At 68.0% G+C, this 16,948-nt stretch carries 15 protein-coding genes and 1 riboswitch; of the genes, 3 read left to right on the forward strand and 12 right to left on the reverse strand.

The genetic code is table 11. The features are described from left to right. Window positions 1-66: 66 nt before the first annotated feature. Window positions 67-1,572: a glutamate-cysteine ligase family protein gene (locus tag ACZ7L9_RS25945; RefSeq protein ID WP_471418660.1), complete on the reverse strand. Its 1,506-nt coding sequence runs from the start codon at window positions 1,570-1,572 to the stop codon at window positions 67-69. 483 nt (window positions 1,573-2,055) lie between these two features. On the opposite strand from ACZ7L9_RS25945, the gene ACZ7L9_RS25950 reads away from it, so the two are divergent. Together ACZ7L9_RS25950 and ACZ7L9_RS25955 are read left to right on the forward strand one after the other, a co-directional pair. Beyond that, complete coding sequence (locus ACZ7L9_RS25950; RefSeq protein WP_471418662.1) at window positions 2,056-2,649, forward strand: hypothetical protein; 594 nt, start codon at window positions 2,056-2,058, stop codon at window positions 2,647-2,649. 321 nt (window positions 2,650-2,970) lie between these two features. Further along, window positions 2,971-3,177, forward strand: a complete 207-nt coding sequence (locus ACZ7L9_RS25955; RefSeq protein WP_093897298.1) for a DUF5999 family protein — start codon at window positions 2,971-2,973, stop codon at window positions 3,175-3,177. A gap of 87 nt (window positions 3,178-3,264) precedes the next feature. Here ACZ7L9_RS25955 and gcvP read toward each other — a convergent pair whose 3' ends face one another. Beyond that, window positions 3,265-6,150: an aminomethyl-transferring glycine dehydrogenase gene (gene gcvP / locus ACZ7L9_RS25960; RefSeq protein WP_471418665.1), complete on the reverse strand. Its 2,886-nt coding sequence runs from the start codon at window positions 6,148-6,150 to the stop codon at window positions 3,265-3,267. Between the two features lie 192 nt (window positions 6,151-6,342). Further along, window positions 6,343-6,439: riboswitch (glycine riboswitch) on the reverse strand. Window positions 6,440-6,551: 112 nt separating this feature from the next. Between gcvP and ACZ7L9_RS25965 the strand changes: the two genes are divergently transcribed. Next, the gene (locus ACZ7L9_RS25965; RefSeq protein WP_327276384.1) at window positions 6,552-6,920 is read left to right on the forward strand and encodes a PRC-barrel domain-containing protein; all 369 of its coding nucleotides are present in this window, start codon (window positions 6,552-6,554) and stop codon (window positions 6,918-6,920) included. Here ACZ7L9_RS25965 and ACZ7L9_RS25970 read toward each other — a convergent pair. The 10 genes from ACZ7L9_RS25970 to ACZ7L9_RS26015 all read right to left on the reverse strand — a co-directional run bounded on the left by ACZ7L9_RS25970 (window position 6,845) and on the right by ACZ7L9_RS26015 (window position 16,763). Next, window positions 6,845-8,299, reverse strand: a complete 1,455-nt coding sequence (locus tag ACZ7L9_RS25970; RefSeq protein ID WP_471418667.1) for a DNA polymerase IV — start codon at window positions 8,297-8,299, stop codon at window positions 6,845-6,847. The two genes, ACZ7L9_RS25965 and ACZ7L9_RS25970, sit on opposite strands and share 76 nt — an antisense overlap. Window positions 8,300-8,356: 57 nt before the next feature. Next, a complete protein-coding gene (locus ACZ7L9_RS25975; RefSeq protein ID WP_471418670.1) occupies window positions 8,357-8,974 on the reverse strand; it encodes a MerR family transcriptional regulator in 618 nt (205 codons plus the stop codon). Between the two features lie 168 nt (window positions 8,975-9,142). Continuing rightward, window positions 9,143-9,616 (reverse strand): bifunctional nuclease family protein, encoded by a 474-nt coding sequence (locus ACZ7L9_RS25980; protein WP_006123076.1) that lies wholly within the window; start codon window positions 9,614-9,616, stop codon window positions 9,143-9,145. A gap of 53 nt (window positions 9,617-9,669) precedes the next feature. Next, the gene (gene ftsR / locus ACZ7L9_RS25985; RefSeq protein ID WP_471418672.1) at window positions 9,670-10,413 is read right to left on the reverse strand and encodes a transcriptional regulator FtsR; all 744 of its coding nucleotides are present in this window, start codon (window positions 10,411-10,413) and stop codon (window positions 9,670-9,672) included. 17 nt (window positions 10,414-10,430) lie between these two features. Continuing rightward, on the reverse strand, window positions 10,431-11,219 hold the full coding sequence (locus ACZ7L9_RS25990) for an FHA domain-containing protein (RefSeq protein ID WP_471418674.1): 789 nt from the start codon (window positions 11,217-11,219) through the stop codon (window positions 10,431-10,433). A gap of 190 nt (window positions 11,220-11,409) precedes the next feature. Further along, window positions 11,410-12,198: a DUF881 domain-containing protein gene (locus ACZ7L9_RS25995; RefSeq protein ID WP_471418676.1), complete on the reverse strand. Its 789-nt coding sequence runs from the start codon at window positions 12,196-12,198 to the stop codon at window positions 11,410-11,412. A 5-nt stretch (window positions 12,199-12,203) separates the two neighbouring features. Continuing rightward, complete coding sequence (locus ACZ7L9_RS26000; protein ID WP_003970459.1) at window positions 12,204-12,536, reverse strand: small basic family protein; 333 nt, start codon at window positions 12,534-12,536, stop codon at window positions 12,204-12,206. After that, the gene (locus tag ACZ7L9_RS26005; protein WP_471418697.1) at window positions 12,533-13,396 is read right to left on the reverse strand and encodes a DUF881 domain-containing protein; all 864 of its coding nucleotides are present in this window, start codon (window positions 13,394-13,396) and stop codon (window positions 12,533-12,535) included. Before ACZ7L9_RS26005 ends, ACZ7L9_RS26000 begins: the two co-directional genes overlap by 4 nt. A 149-nt stretch (window positions 13,397-13,545) precedes the next feature. Continuing rightward, complete coding sequence (locus tag ACZ7L9_RS26010) at window positions 13,546-16,041, reverse strand: sugar phosphate nucleotidyltransferase (RefSeq protein ID WP_471418678.1); 2,496 nt, start codon at window positions 16,039-16,041, stop codon at window positions 13,546-13,548. Window positions 16,042-16,154: 113 nt separating this feature from the next. Continuing rightward, complete coding sequence (locus ACZ7L9_RS26015; RefSeq protein WP_471418680.1) at window positions 16,155-16,763, reverse strand: CDP-alcohol phosphatidyltransferase family protein; 609 nt, start codon at window positions 16,761-16,763, stop codon at window positions 16,155-16,157. Window positions 16,764-16,948 lie beyond the last annotated feature (185 nt).

A 16,948-nucleotide genomic window follows, 5' to 3' on the forward strand; every position in this document is an offset into this window, starting at 1 on the left:
GGACGACGTCGGCCGGGAGTGGCGGCGGTCCGCCGACGCCCGCCACAACAGCCCGCCACGACGAGGTCACCGCGCCGGGACACCCGTCGGCCAGTTGTGCACGGGCTCGCCGCTGTGCATCAGTTCGGCGTACCGACGGGTGGTCGCGGCCAGCGCGACACGCCGTTCGTGCCCGGTCTCCCGAGCCCGGTGGTAGGCGTCCACCTGCCAGGACGCCCCGTTCACCCGTCGCCTGCAGCGCTCCTCGATGACCCCGAGATAGCGGTCCCGGTCCCCGGGCTCGATGTTCCAGGCATCGAGCCCCGCGGCAGCCAGCGGCAGCAGTTCATCCCGTACGAGCTTGACGGCCGGCACCCGGGTCAGCCCGCCCGACCGGCCCGGACGCGGCCAGATCAGTTCCGCGTCGATGCCGTGGCGGCAGGCAGCCTCGAAGTTCTCGGCCGCCGCGTCGAAGGGAAGCCTGGTCCACACCGGACGGGACTCCTCGGCAAGCGCCCGCACGAGCCCGTAGTAGAGCGCGGCATTGGCGATCACATCGGTGACGGTGGGGCCTGCGGGCAGGACCCGGTTCTCCACCCGCAGATGGGGTACACCGTCGACCAGGCCGTACACGGGCCGGTTCCAGCGGTAGACCGTACCGTTGTGGAGCACGAGTTCCTGCAACTGCGGCACCCCGCCCTCGCCGAGCACCCGCAGCGGTTCCTCCTCGTCGCAGATCGGCAGCAGCGGGGGGAAGTAGCGCAGGTTCTCCTCGAAGAGCTCGTACGCCGAACCGATCCACCGCTCGCCGAACCAGGTCCTGGGCCGCACCCCCTGGTTGCGGAGTTCGGCCGGTCTGGTGTCCGTGGCCTGCTGGAAGAGCGGCGGCCGCGACTCCCGCCACAGCTCCCTGCCGAACAGGAACGGGGAGTTCGCACCGAGGGCGATCTGGACCCCGGCGACGGCCTGCGCCGCGTTCCAGACAGCCGCGAAGCGCGCCGGGGTCACCTGCAGATGCAGCTGAACCGATGTGCAGGCGGCCTCGGGGGTGATCGAGGAGGAGGTGCAGACCAATCGTTCCACGCCGCTTATGTCGAGGGAGAAATCCTCGCCCCGCGCAGCCACCATTTGATCGTTCAGCAGTGTGTAGCGGGCCGCGTCCGAGAGGTTCGCCGCAACGAGGTCCGCATGCCCAAGGGTGGGCAGAATTCCGATCATCATGATCCCGGAATCGACCTCGCCCGCCTTCCGGTGGGCATATCCGAGGCCGGTCCTGAGCTCTTCGGCCAGCTGATCGAAAACGCGTCCTTCCAGGTGGTGCGGGACTATGTTCACTTCCAGATTGAACATCCCGAGTTCGGTCTGGAAATCACGGCTCGCGATGCGCGGGAGCACCTCCCCATTCATCATCTTCGGCATGCCGTCGGCGCCTGCCAGATTCAACTCGATCTCCATGCCCATGAGGTTGCGGGGGCGGTCGAACCTCCGCTCCGCCAGGAGCCTCTCCAGTCCCTCCAGGCACTGGTGGAGCTTCCTCCGGTACCGATACGGATCGGACAGATCAAAGGCGCCCGCCACGACCTTCTCCCCCATCGAAGCGTCCCTCCCTCGAGTGGGCGGCCCGCGGCTCAGGCCGCTCGCGTCACGGTCGATAATGCCCAGACCGGGTGATCCATAACGCCCCGCGATCGCCACGCACCCAGTAATCTGAGGGCGGTCGTCCGCGGCACATTCCGCCGGCATGGCGCAGTTCGCAGTTTTCGCCTCCGGGCGCACAGTGAAAACACCGACGCGTTTCGGCCGACCGCGTCGAGGGAAAAATCCCTGGCGGCGGCTGCGCCGCCGACGACGAATCAGCGTAATCTCCGCATAATAAAGTCTTGATACCGCCTTGTCGGCAATACCTGCGACGGCTAGTGGAATCACTGCGTGAACACGTGTCGTATAAACTTCGCGGACGAGGCAGAGAGTTGACGCACCGGCCCAGTCACCGGCCTCCTCTGGCCCCGCACGCCGACAGCGCCGTCTGCACCCGCCCACGCAACACCGTGTCTCCGAAGTGAGAGGCGACCCACTATGCCGCTGCTTGTTCCCCCGGCTCCCGCGCCCGCTCTCCGCAGCGTTCTCGCGGCACTCGGTTCACCCACCGCAGTCCGTGAGGCCCGCACACCGGCTCTCCGATCCGCCCAGGGGCCACTGAGCGCCGAACTCCCACTCCCCGTCCATGTACTGGAGCGGATCGGACCGAGCGGGCTCGCACCCGCCACGCGGCTCATCGCGTGGCGGTTCGTGATCCACAGCTCGGAGCAGGCGGTCGCCGCGGCGGACACCATGCTCACTCCGGACGGCTGGACCTTCTCGCACTTCTTCGAGGGCCCGTACATCGCCTCGACCGAACTCGCCCTGCGCCAGGCCGAGACGGTGACACCGCACTACCAGCCACGGCTGCTGTCCATTCCCGAGCTCTACATGCTGGCGCTGTGGCTGCACGGCGACACCGATGCCGATGCGGCCGGTGGCTCGCTCGCCCCCGCCGATCTCCTGGTACCGCTGGCTCCCGCCCCGCCCGGAATCGCGGCCCACCGCCCGCACCGGGTCGCCGATCTGCTCCGCGTGATGACGCTGCGCATCACCCCGCGCCCCGGCCCCCTGCTCGGATCGCCGGCCTGACAGCGGCCGCGCCTCACACCACAGCGCTGTGCCCCGCCATCGTCTCCGGTGGTGGGGCACAGCGCCGCGCAGCGCACATCCCGCCCATCCGGACTAGCCCGGTTTGGCCACCCCGAACCACCCGAAGTGACAGTGCAGTTGCGGTGAACCGTCCGGCCGGGTGATGCGTCCTCGGAGTAAGGAGAAGTGCTGCTGCGAAATCCCTGCGGATTGACGCCCGTGGGGCAACACTGGGACCGGACCGATCGATACGGGGGAGCGGCCATGGACACCTCGTCAAGCCGCAGGACATTCACTACAACGCAGCGAAAGAACCCAGCCATGTGCCAGCACCAGCCACCATGCCCGACCGCCGACTCAGCCGACCGGGAGGCCGCCCGTCTGACGGCACACCACCCCGAACAGGGCTGGAGCCTGCTGTGCAACGGCGTCCTGCTCTTCGAGGACACCGGTGAGCTGCTGCCGGACGGGCAGATCATCGCCCCGCACCGACCCCTGGAGACCGGTCGGGTGATGAAGGCCGCCTGACACCGGCCGGTACGAACAGGGGCCGGCCCGGAGAAAGCTCCGCACCGGCCCCGACGCATGTCCGCGTCACGCCCTGCCGCTCATGCCTCAGTTGTCGTACTCGTCCAGCGGCGGGCAGGAGCAGACGAGGTTACGGTCGCCGAAGGCACCGTCGATCCGGCGCACCGGCGGCCAGTACTTGTCCGCGGCCGGGACACCGGCCGGGAAGACCGCCACCTCACGGCTGTAGCCGTGCTCCCACTCCCCACCCAGCATCGCCGCGGTGTGCGGAGCGTTGCTCAGCGGGTTGTCGTCCGCGCTCCACTCGCCGGAGGCCACCTTCTCGACCTCGCCGCGAATCGCGATCATCGTGTCGCAGAAGCGGTCGAGCTCCGCGAGGTTCTCGCTCTCGGTCGGCTCGATCATCAGCGTCCCGGCGACCGGGAACGACATGGTCGGCGAGTGGAAACCGTAGTCGATCAGACGCTTGGCGATGTCGTCGACGGTGACTCCGGTGGCCTTGGAGATGGGCCGCAGGTCCACGATGCACTCGTGCGCTACCAGCCCGGCCGGGCCGTTGTACAGGATCGGGTAGTGCGGTTCGAGGCGCTTGGCGATGTAGTTGGCGGCGAGTACGGCGACCTGCGTCGCACGCTTCAGGCCCTCACCGCCCATCAGGCGTACGTACGCCCAGGAGATGGGGAGAATGCCGGCCGAGCCCCACGGAGCGGCCGAGATCGGGCCGACGCCGGTCTCCGGGCCCGCCGCAGGCTGCAGCGGGTGGTTCGGCAGGTACGGCGCGAGGTGCGCGCGCACACCGACCGGGCCGACGCCGGGGCCGCCGCCGCCGTGCGGGATGCAGAAGGTCTTGTGCAGGTTCAGGTGCGAGACGTCGCCACCGAACCGGCCCGGCTTGGCGAGGCCGACCAACGCGTTGAGGTTGGCGCCGTCGACGTACACCTGACCGCCGGCGTCGTGCACCTCGGCACAGATGTCCGCGACGTGCTCCTCGAAGACACCGTGCGTCGACGGGTACGTGATCATGAGCACGGCGAGCTCGTCACGGTGCTTCTCGATCTTGGCGCGGAGGTCCTCGATGTCGACCTCGCCGTCGTCGGCGGTCTTCACCACGACGACCTTCATTCCGGCCATCACGGCGCTGGCGGCGTTGGTGCCGTGCGCGGAGGACGGGATGAGGCAGACGGTCCGCTGGTCGTCGCCGTTGGCGCGGTGGTACGCCCGTACGGCCAGGAGGCCGGCGAACTCGCCCTGCGAGCCGGCATTCGGCTGGATCGAGACGGCGTCGTAGCCGGTGACCTCGGCGAGGCGCTCCTCCAGCTCACGGATGAGGGTGAGGAAGCCCGGCGCCTGCTCGGCCGGCGCGAAGGGATGCAACGCGCCGAACTCGGGCCAGGTGATGGGCTCCATCTCGGTGGTCGCGTTCAGCTTCATGGTGCAGGAGCCGAGCGGGATCATGCCGCGGTCCAGGGCGTAGTCCCGGTCGGCGAGCTTGCGCAGGTAGCGCAGCATCGCCGTCTCGGAACGGTGCTGGTGGAAGACCGGGTGGGTGAGGATCTCGTCGGTGCGCAGCAGGCTCTCGGGCAGCGTGTCGGCAGCCGCGGCGTCCAGCGCCTCGATGTCCCCGTCGGCACCGAACGCGGCCCAGACGGCGGCGATCTGTGCACGGGTGGTGGTCTCGTCACAGGCGAGGGAGACGAGGTCCGTGTCGACGAGCCGCAGGTTGACACCGCGCTGGCGGGCGTCGGCCACGACGTCGACGGCCTTCCCCGGAACGCGCACGGTGAGCGTGTCGAAGTAGGCGCCGGTCACGACGTCGATGCCACTGGCGCGCAGGCCCTCGGCCAGGATCGTCGCGTAGCGGTGGGTGCGAAGGGCGATCGTCCGCAGCCCGTCCGGGCCGTGGTAGACGGCGTACATCCCTGCCATGACGGCGAGCAGCACTTGAGCCGTGCAGATGTTGCTGGTGGCCTTCTCGCGACGGATGTGCTGCTCGCGGGTCTGCAGCGCCAGCCGGTAGGCCTTGTTGCCGTCCGCGTCGACCGAGACGCCGACGAGGCGCCCGGGCAGGCTGCGGGCGAACTTCTCGCGTACGGCCATGAAGCCGGCGTGCGGTCCGCCGAAGCCCATCGGCACACCGAAACGCTGCGTTGTGCCGACCGCGATGTCCGCGCCCAGGTCGCCCGGTGAGGTGAGCAGGGTCAGGGCCAGCAGGTCGGCGGCGACCGTGACAATCGCACCCAGTTCATGGGCCTGCTCGATCAACGGCTGGATGTTCCGCACCGCTCCGGAGGCGCCCGGGTACTGCACCAGCACACCGAAGACGCCGCGCTCGGCGATCTCTGCCGGGATGCCGTCGGAGAGGTCGGCGACGACAACCTCGACACCGGAGGGCTCGGCGCGGGTCTCGATGACGGCGATCGTCTGCGGCAGGGCGTCGGCGTCGACCAGGAAGACGCCGTTCTTGACCTTGCCGACGCGCCGCGAGAGCGCCATGGCCTCGGCGGCCGCGGTGCCCTCGTCGAGCAGGGAGGCGCCGGAGGTGGGCAGCCCGGTCAGCTCGGCGACCATCGTCTGGAAGTTGAGGAGCGCCTCCAGGCGGCCCTGCGAGATCTCCGGCTGGTACGGCGTGTAGGCCGTGTACCAGGCGGGGTTCTCCATGACGTTGCGGAGGATCACCGGCGGGGTGAACGTGCCGTAGTAGCCGAGACCGATCATCGGGGCCAGCACCTGATTGCGGTCGGCCAGGGCGCGCAGCTCGGCGAGGACCTCGGCCTCGGTGCGGGCGGCCGGCAGCCGGAGCGCCTCCGCGCTCTTGATGACATCGGGCACCGCGGCCGCGGTCAGCTCGTCCAGTGAGCCGTAACCGACCTGGGCGAGCATCTTCGCCTGCGCCTCGTCATCGGGACCGATGTGACGCTGTTCGAACGGAATACCCTGCTCCAGCTGGGAGAGCGGAGTGCGACGGGGGGTCATGGTGGAGGCCTCCTGGTCTGTCACGACCTGCGAGGGGCACCGCGGCGCGGGTGCCCGAACGGCCTCCCCCTCTGTCATCTCAACCTGAGAGCTTCACCGGCTCGCCTTGTGGCGTACCGGCTTTCACCGTCGGTGAGGAAGGGAACCGACGGCGCTCGGCCGCACGGAACCCGCCCTGCTTTCCAGAGTGACCTCGTCCGCGCGGTACGGGGGCCTGAGAGATTCCGGGGAGGATTTGCTCCTTCGGCGCCTTCGGATTTGCTCCGGAGGACTCTCCCGCACGGGGTCAGCAGCCATCACCAGCCTACCAGCGGGGTTCGTGGCGGAATTCTCGAGTGGCCAACCCCCCGGATCTGCACTTTTGTAGTGCTTGTGGAGTAGCCGCGACCAGTGGAGGGACCGTGCAGACCGACATCGATCCGCGCAGCCTGATCGGCCGCAAGGCGTTCGACCGCAAGGGCACCAAGATCGGAACCGTGGACGAGGTGTACCTCGACGACGCGACGGGTGTGCCCGAGTGGGCAGCCGTACGTACCGGACTCTTCAGCCGGGACGCGTTCGTCCCGCTGGAACCCAGCGAGTTCGTGGAGGATTCGCTCCGCGTCCCCTTCGACCGGGCGCTGATCAAGGACGCACCCGACTTCGGCGTCGGTCGCCATCTCTCACCGGAACAGGAGCTCCAGCTCTACCGGCACTACGGTCTGGACTCCCCACCCGAGGAGACCGGCCCGGACAGGGACTTCGGCAGACTGGCCGGCCAGGACGAGTAGTCCACCGGGTTCCGCACCAGCGGCAGCGGATCGGCAGGTTGCAACTGCGCGTCGTCGATCCGGAAGGTACGCACCCGGCCGGGCGCCGACTCCGGTTCCTCGAACCGCACCGTCACCCGGCCGACACCGCTGCCCTGCACCCAGCCATGGCCGTAGACGTCATGGCGCACGTCGTGTCCGGCGGGCCAGCGCCGCGCGGCGAGCTGTTCGGAGTTCTCGGGGGCCGCCTCCCCCGCCCCACCGGCCGGCTCGTCCCCCTCGTTCACCGCTTCCTCCTCTGCCGCTTCCCCCGTCGCGGCCCGCTCACCGGCGGCCTGCGCGAAGAGGTCCTCCTGCGTGTAGTCGGCGAGCCCCGTGACGCCCACCCCCAGGAGTCGTACGCCTCCGGTGGTGTCCACCGCCTCAAGGAGCCGCGCGGCGGCCTCCCGGACCACCGCGGGGTCGTCCGTCGGCCCACGGAGCGTCTCGGACCTCGTGAGCGTGGAGAAGTCGTACCTGCGCACCTTCAGCACCACCGTCCGCCCGGACCGCCCCGCGTCCCGCAGCCGCTGGACGCATCGGCCCGCCAGCCGCTCCACCTCCGTCCTGACCCGCACCCGGTCGTGCAGGTCCGCGTCGAAGGTGTCCTCGACCGACACCGATTTCGCGTCCCGCTCCGCGACGACGGGCCGGTCGTCGTACCCGAACGCCATCCGGTGGAGCGAGCCGCCGTGCGCCTTTCCCAGAAGCCGTACGAGCTCCGCCTCACCCGCCTCGGCCAGGTCATCGACGGTCGTCATCCCGGCGCGGCGCAGATGGTCCGCCGTCGCGGGCCCGACGCCGGGGAGGATCCGTACCGGCATCGGTGCGAGCAGTTCCCGCTCCGTGCCCGGCTCGATGAGCAGCAGCCCGTCCGGTTTGGCCTGCTCCGAAGCGATCTTGGCCAGCATTTTGGAGCCGGCGAGCCCGACCGAGCCGGTCAGCCCGGTGACCGCCTTGATGGCCGTACGCAGCTGCCCGCCGATCTCCAGCGCGGAAGCCGTGTCATCGGCCGCCCCACCGGCTTCCAGGTCCACGAAGGCCTCGTCCAGGCTGAGCGGCTCGACAAGCGGGGAGAGGCGTCCCAACAGCTCCATCACTTGGTCGCTGACCGTCCGGTACAGCAGGAAGCGGGGCACCAGATAGGCCGCATTGGGGGCCAGCCGCCGGGCCTGCGCCATGGGCATCGCCGAATGGACTCCGAAGCGCCGTGCCTCGTACGACGCGGTAGCGACGACTCCGCGCGGCCCCAGCCCACCGACCACGACGGGTTTTCCGCGCAGGCTGGGCTTCGCCGCCTGCTCGGCAGAGGCGTAGAAGGCATCCATGTCGAGATGCAGGATGGTGGGCGCGGCTCTCACATCAATCGATGCTGCCCCATGGCACTGACAATCGCCGCGCCCGAATCCTCGCCCTGGTCAGCCTGCGCGGTTGCGCCGCCGCGCGAGCTCATCGGTGGGGTTGTTCCCGATCAATGTCTCGCCGGTGTCCACGCGCTCTCCGTGCAGCTGCGACAGCGCGATGTCGACGTCCTGCCACACCACGCCCACGGCAATGCCGAAGACCCCCTGGCCGCCTCGGAGCAGGTCGACGACCTCGTCCGGCGAGGAGCACTCGTAGACCGTCGCCCCGTCACTCATCAGCGTCATCCGCTCCAGGTCCTGAAACCCGCGGGCCCGCAGATGCTGAACCGTGGTGCGGATGTTCTGCAGGGCGACGCCCGTGTCCAGGAAACGCTTGACGATCTTCAGCAGAACGACGTCCCGGAAGCTGTAGAGCCGCTGTGTGCCCGAGCCGTATGCCGGACGAACGCTCGGCTCGACCAGCCCCGTGCGCGCCCAGTAGTCGAGCTGCCGATAGGTGATCCCCGCAGCCGCACACGCTGTCGGCCCCCGATAGCCGATGTCGTCGGCCGATGCCACGCCGCCCCCCGCCATCGCCGCCGGTTGAACCGGTTGCCTGATGGTGTGGCCGGCTGTACTCCCCTGCTGCGGATACGGCCCACCCGCTGCCGTACCGTCGCCGCTGCTTCTCACGCCGACCTCCGTCCTTGACCTGCCATCTCGAAGGTAGGCAGTCACTCGGGGTGCGTCAACGATCGCCACACTCGGCACGCCGAGTGATAATCACCCTGAGGGTGGTTTCCCGTGACTCGTGGGCGGGAAAGGCTGCTCGAATGCGCTGACGGCGCCCCCGTAGAACGGTCACTGACTGTTGGTGCCGAAGTCCTCCGGTGAGATCTGATCGAGGAACTCGCGGAACTTCTCCACCTCGTCCTCCTGCTCGTCGGGGATGGCGATGCCTGCGTCGTCGAGCACCCCGTCGCTGCCGTAGATCGGCGTCCCGGTGCGCAGCGCGAGCGCTATGGCGTCGGACGGCCGCGCACTCACCTCGACCCCGCTGGCGAAGACCAGCTCCGCGTAGAAGACCCCTTCTCGCAGGTCCGTGATGCGGACCTCGGTGAGCTCCTGGCCGACGGCCTCGAGCACATCCTTGAAGAGATCATGGGTCAGCGGCCTGGCCGGAGCCATGCCCTGCTGGGCAAAGGCGATCGCCGTCGCCTCACCAGGACCGATCCAAATGGGGAGGTACCGGTCGCCTCCCACTTCACGCAGGAGCACGATCGGTTGGTTCGAGGGCATTTCAACCCGGACACCCACAACGTCGAGCTCGTTCACACAGCAACCCTAGGACGTGCTCGGCAGGTTTGGGTAGTCGGGCACCGACGAGATCAGTGGAACCGAACCTTGAGAGCGGTCTGCACAAGGGCCGAGTGAAGCCGTACGGACAGCTCGGCGAGCTCCCTCGCGGTGGCCTCCGCATGCGCTCTGGTCTGCGGATTCCGGTGCCGCCGAAGGGGCGCGACCACCTGCTCGATAAGTCCCGCCTCGCGATCGGCGGCTGCCCGGATGGCACGGAGGTGACGCGGTTCCAGACCGAATCGACCCAGATCCGCCACAAGCTTGGCCACCGTGACCATCTCGGCGTCGTAGCCGCCCTCGCCGCTCGGAGCGACCAGGCCGTACGACTCCCACTCATCCAGGTCACTCTCGGTGACCTCGGCCACCGCGAGCAGCTCGGCACGGCCGATCCGGGCCGCGGTCGCCCTTCCGGACTCCGCGTCCCAGCCGCCGTCTGTCAGGTCCCGGGGGCCGCCCCCGGAGGGCAGGGCGCACTGCTCTCCGCGGGCGAGGGCATCCAGATGCTCACGGATGACCTTCAGCGGGAGGTAGTGGTCCCGCTGCATACGCAGCACCTGCGCGAGCCTCTCCACGTCGGCCGCACGGAACTTGCGATAGCCGGAGGGGGTCCGCTGCGGCTCGACGAGCCCTTCGGCCTCCAGGAAGCGAATCTTGGAGATCGTGACTTCGGGAAACTCGTCCCGCAGCTGCAGGAGCACCGTGCCGATGCTCATCGGGCGGTCGTCGGCGGTGGCGGTGCCGTGACCGGCACCGCCCGACGGTGTTCTCAGCATGGACCTTCCCTGACGGGTCAGATGCCCCGCTGGCTCGCGTAGAAGACCAGCCGGTACTTGCCGATCTGCACTTCGTCGCCGTTGGACAGGGCAACGGAGTCGATGCGCTCGCGGTTGACGTAGGTGCCGTTGAGGCTGCCCACATCCCCGACCGTGAAGCTTCCGTCGGGGCTCCTGCGGAACTCCACGTGCCGCCTCGACACCGTCACGTCGTCGAGGAAGATGTCGCTCTGCGGGTGGCGGCCGGCCGTGGTCAGCTCGCTGTCCAGCAGGAAGCGGCTGCCGGAGTTCGGACCGCGCCGCACCACGAGCAGCGCCGAGCCGAGCGGAAGTGCGTCGACAGCAGCCTGCGCCTCGGGCGAGAGGGACGGCACGAGCGTCTGCCCGGTGGCCTCCGCCTCGTACGCCTCGAGACCTGAGATGGAAATGGTCGAGGTCGTCTCCGAGGCACGCTCGGGAATTCCGCCCCTCAGCGGCGCACCGCAGTTGGAGCAGAAACGACTGGCCTCGGCGTTGCGATGCCCGCACCTCGTACAGACCGGCATGGACGAACCCTCCTGCCTCGGGGTAAACCCTCCACCCGTACCTGAGGTTGACGGTTCTCCGAAACCTATGCGGGCGGCACCGGCAGGGTCAACAGACGACGCGCCGGAAGCGCCCGAATTGTCACTGCCCGAACCCGACACCTGATCGCGGAAGAGCGGGCGCTCCGAGCCCTGCTCATCCGCCTGGCCATGGCGCGGTGCGCGATGGCGGGCAGCCTCATCGCGAGCGCTCTTGCCGAACAACTTCCCAAACAACTTCACGGGCGATTCCCCTTGACCGAAATAGACCCGCCCGTGGGGCAGGACGAACCCTGAATGAACACACCTGCCGACCCGGACATCTTCACAACGTCCGTATCCACTCGACAGTTTCCACCACGCACCACCATTACGATGCGGCGACCCCCCGCAGCCGCCTGCCCGTGTCCTTCGCCCCCTCGACGCCGCGGCCTCACGGGGACGACGACCGAGCGTAGTCAGGCCGCTTTGCCGGTCGCAAGACGTCCACGACGATGTCGTCGGCCTGCTCAACATGCACGGTGGCCTGCTCCTTCTCCAGTGTCTGCACCACACCGCCGGGGATGTTCAGTGCCGGCTCCAGGTCCTGGGGCTTGCCGATCACCTTGAACACGTACGGCGCGGTGATCTTACGGCCGTCGACCTTGACCTTGCCGCCGTCACCGGAGAAGTACGTATTGGCCACCACTCTGACGCCATTGACCTCGATCGCCTCGGCGCCTGCCGCTCGCAACTCCTGGAGTGCATCGAGCAGCATGTCCGCCTTGACTCCGTCTCCCGGGTCATTGACGGTGAGGGTGATCCCGGGCCCGTGTGCGGCCACGGTGCCCGCGAGGACACCGAGTTGCCGTTCCTTCTCCACCGTCTGCTTGCGCGCCTCCTCGGCCTGGTCGGAGCTGTTCTCCAGCTCCGTGCGTTGAGCGTCGAGACGCTGCTTCTCATCCTCGAGACGCTGTGTGCGGTCGTCCAGCTCGTCGAGAATGCGGACGAGGTCCTCCTGGCGGGCACCTCTCAGTGCGCTGTTGTCGCTGTTCGAGCGGACCTGAATCGCCAGCCCGAGACCGAGGACGAACAGCAGCAGCGCGACGATGAGTTGGGCCCGTGTCAACCGCGGCGGCCACAGCCCGGCGACAAGCCGCTGACGCCCGGTGAGCTCCTTGGCAGCGTCGGCCGGCTGCTCGCCGGGGTGCTCCTTGCCGCTGGGAAGTTCTTCGTTGCTCATCGGCCTCAGGCCCGGAAGACGTGCCGGCGGATGGCCGCGGCGTTGGAGAAGATCCGGATCCCGAGCACGACCACCACACCGGTGGAGAGCTGTGCGCCGACGCCCAGCTTGTCACCCAGGAACACGATCAGTGCGGCCACCACGACATTCGACAGGAACGAGACGACGAACACCTTGTCGACAAAGATTCCGTCGAGCATGGCCCGTAGACCACCGAAGACTGCGTCGAGAGCAGCCACCACAGCGATCGGAAGATAGGGCTCGACCACCGCCGGCACCTCGGGCCGGACCAACAGTCCGACCACGACTCCCACGACGAGGCCCAGTACGGCGATCACGATGTGCCCTTCCCTGTCTCTGCCGCACCACTGCCGGTGTCTGCGGCCTTGTAAGGCTCTGCTGTTCGTACGATCAGGCTCGGCGCGACCGGGAGGCTCACCTTCGCCTGGACGGACATGCTTGTCCGGATGTCGAAGGTGTCCTTGAGTGCCTGCAGATACTGGCCGTCGGCACTGTCCTGGAATGCGCTGCTCAACGGCTTTCCGTCCCCCACCGCCAGCACCGTGTACGGCGGCACGAGCGGTCTGTTGTCGACCAGTATGGCGTCGCCGGCCGCGCGGATCGCCGACAGGGCCGTCAGACGCTGTCCGTTGATCGCGATCGCTTCCGCACCGGACTGCCACAGGCCGTTGACGACCCGCTGCAGGTCCCGGTCGCGGACCCGCCCGGTGTCGGAGAATCCGCTGGTCTCCCTCGGCCCGCCACCGCCCTGCTCGGTGTCCTTGGCGTCGTCGACGACGAGTTTTACGCCGGGCCCTTCCACCGGCGTCGCTCCGGCGAGCAACGCCACCAGCTCCCCCTGGTCCCCGCCGTGCTTCTCCAATGCCTTGCGCTGCCGACTGCCCACATCGTCCCGGAGCTTGTCGACCTGCGCCTCGAGGTCGTCCGCCGCCGCCGTCTCCCCGCCGACACGGTCGATCAATTCCTCGCGCTCCTTGGCGAGGACCGGCGCGGCGACGCGTGCCTGGGCGGCCCCGAGCGTGACGACAAGGGCAGCAAGCACCAGACAGGCGGCGAGGCCGAGTTTCGCCTTGAGTGTGCGGGGCAGTCCCGCGCTCCCGTCGGCCTCGCGACGCGCCGATGCCTCGGCGTACCCGTCGTCGAGGCTGTGGTCCATCACATTGGTCAGCAGCGACATGGACGCGTCGGGGCGCGAGGCGATACTCCGATCGGGGGGCTGCTGCGACATGCCGCACATCGTCGCACGTCGCCACCGCTACCGCCGAATGGCCCCACCGGTGTGCCCGGCGGCGTCGAGCGACGCTTCCGGGCACAGCGGTGGAACCCTCAGTGACCTGCGCTGTCCACGACCGCTGCCCATTCGTCCAGCAACGCCTGCGCGGAGGCGTCATCCGGGCCCTCGGCCCACAAATGGGTGACAGCCTCGGCCGGGTCCGGAAGCACCATCACCCATCGCCCGTCGGCCTCGACGACCCGCACACCGTCCGTCGTGTCGACACTGCGGTCCCCGGCGGCCTCCACGACCCGGCGCATGACCATGCCCTTGACGGCCCACGGGGTGGGCAGATCACGCCGCAGGACGTGGGCACGGGGAATGCGGGCATCGATCTGGCTGAGGGTGAGCTGGGTCCTGGCGACGAGCCCGAGGAGTCTCACGAAGGCGGCGAAGCCGTCGAAGACACTGCTGAATTCGGGAACGATGAAGCCGCCGCGGCCGTCTCCACCGAAGATGGTGCCCTCCTCACGTCCCACACGCGTCAGATCGTCGGGCGATGTCGTCGTCCATTCGACCTGCGTGCCGTGGTACGCCGCGACCTGCTCGGCGACCCGTGTCGTGGTCACCGGCAGCGCCACGCGCCCGCTGCGCCGCTCGGCAGCCACTAGGTCGAGCATCACCAGGAGCGCCCGATCGTCCTCCACGATCCTGCCCCGTTCGTCGACCAGGGAGAGTCGCTCACCGACCGGGTCGAATCGCACGCCGAAAGCGGCCCGTGCCGAGGAGACGATCTCGCCCAGCCGCACCAGTCCGGACCGCCGGGTGTCGGCGGATTCGGTGGGCCGGGATTCGTCCAGGCCGGGATTGATGGTCAACGCGTCCACGCCGAGCCGTCCGAGGAGGCTGGGAAGGACGAGCCCGGCACTGCCGTTGGAGGCGTCGACGACGACTTTGAGAGCCGCTTCGGCAATCCCTGCGGTGTCCACGTTCCGCAGCAGCGATCCGGTGTACGAATCGAAGACGCTGGACGGGAAGTGCAGGTCCCCGATCTCCCCCGGGAAGGCCCGGCGGTATTCCTGACGTGCGTAGACCCGGTCCAGCTTCCGCTGGCGTGCCTGCGAGAGGTCCGCGCCCCGCTCGTCGAAGAACATGATGTCGACCGAGTCGGGCACGCCGGGGGACGTACGGATCATGATCCCGCCGGCACTGCCGCGCGCGGTCTGCTGTCGCGCGACGGGCATCGGTACGTTCTCCAGGTCCCGTACGTCGATGGCGCTGGCCTGAAGCGCGGAGATCACCGCTCTCTTCAACGCACGGGCACCGCGGGAGTGGTCACGTGCGGTGGTGACCGTCGAACCCTTCTTGAGAGTCGTGGCATACGCTCCGGCGAGCCGGACCGCCAGCTCCGGCGTGATCTCGACGTTCAGAATCCCGGATACACCACGGGCCCCGAAGAGATGAGCCTGCCCCCGCGATTCCCAGATCACCGAGGTGTTGACAAAGGCACCGGCCTCGATGGTCTTGAACGGGTAGACGCGGACATTTCCCTGAACGATCGATTCCTCACCTACCAGACATTCGTCGCCGATGACCGCGCCGTCCTCGATGCGGGCGGCGCGCATGACGTCGGTGTTCTTACCGATAACGCATCCGCGCAGGTTGCTGTGCTGACCGATGTAGACGTTGTCGTGCACCACGGCCTTATGCAGAAAAGCGCCGCTCTTGACAACGACGTTGGACCCGATGACCGTGTGCTCGCGAATCTCCACGCCGGCTTCGACTTTTGCGTAGTCACCGATGTACAGGGGGCCCCGCAGTACCGCGTCGGGATGTACTTCGGCGCCTTCCGCAACCCATACGCCCGGCGAGATCTCGAAGCCGTCGATCTCGACGTCGACCTTGCGCTCGAGAACGTCGGCCTGGGCCTTCACATAGCTCTCGTGGGTGCCGACGTCCTCCCAGTAGCCCTCGGCGACATAGCCGTAGATGGGCTTGCCTTCCTTCATGAGCTGCGGGAAAACATCACCGGACCAGTCCACGGAGACGTCGGCCTCGACATAGTCGAAGACCTCGGGCTCCATGACGTAGATCCCTGTGTTGACGGTGTCCGAGAAGACCTGACCCCAGGTGGGCTTCTCCAGGAAACGTTCGACCTGGCCCGCTTCGTCGACGATGGTGATGCCGAATTCCAGCGGATTCGGCACCCGAGTCAGGCATACCGTCACCAGCCCGCCCTTTTCCTTGTGGAAGGCGATGAGGTCGGTGAGATCGAAGTCGGTGAGTGCGTCACCGGAAATCACGAGGAAGGTGTCGTCCTTCAGCGCTTCCTCAGCGTTCTTCACGCTCCCCGCAGTGCCGAGCGGTTTCTCCTCATTGGCGTAACTGAGCTCCATCCCGAGCTCTTCGCCGTCCCCGAAGTAGTTCTTGACCAACGAGGCGAGAAACTGGACCGTTACGACGGTCTCATTGAGCCCGTGCCGCTTGAGCAGCCGAAGCACATGCTCCATGATTGGCCGATTGGCGACGGGCAGAAGCGGCTTGGGCATGCTTGAGGTCATGGGGCGAAGACGGGTGCCTTCGCCGCCAGCCATCACGACGGCCTTCATGTCGGAAACGTCCTCCTTGAACAGACGACGGTTTGGCCGACTTCGCCCGTCGGGGCGCCATTCGAATCATCAGCGGCGGGCCGGCCACTCTGCGCGGCCCCGCATCAACGAGCTCAATCGGCTACTACATCCGCCTTGACGAGTCTGCGGACCTGAATCACGTAGAGGATCCCTGCCCACCAATAGAGCGTTGTACCCCAACCTGCGAACGCCCATCCGAAAACAGCGGCCAGAGATGCAAGCCAACCACTTCCATCGCTGAGCAGCAACAAGGGGAACGCGTACATCAGGTTGAACGTGGCTGCCTTCCCCAGAAAGTTCACCTGGGGCGGCGGATAGCCATGACGGCGAAGGATTCCCACCATCAGGAGGAGCATCAGCTCGCGGGCCAGAAGTGCCGCGGTGAGCCAGAGCGGCAGGATCTCCCGCCAGGTCAGGCCGACAAGAGTCGAAAGAATGTAGAGGCGGTCTGCGGCAGGGTCCAGGAGCCGGCCGAGGCTGCTGATCTGGTTCCACCGGCGAGCGAGCTTACCGTCGAGGTAGTCGCTGACCCCGCTGAGCATCAGCACCAGCAGTGCCCAGCCATCGCTCTTGGGCCCGCCGAACTCAGGGCGAAGAATCAGCCACAGGAAGAGCGGAACCCCGACAAGGCGAGCCATGCTGAGGATGTTGGGGATGGTGAGTACCCGGTCCGTCTGGACCCGAGTCTCCTGGACCTCCACCCGGGGGCCTCCTGTGTGAAGAACGTGCCAATGATGCCCCCTGACCTTACCCTCAGCCACTGACGGCGGGTGCACGGGGGTATCGCAAAAGGCCGTGAACGCAGGAAAGCCCCGTGCCACAAGGGCACGGGGCTTTCCCGTAAAAGGAGTTCGGCGGCGTCCTACTCTCCCACAGGGTCCCCCCT

Source organism: Streptomyces sp. NPDC111516 (assembly GCF_055635345.1).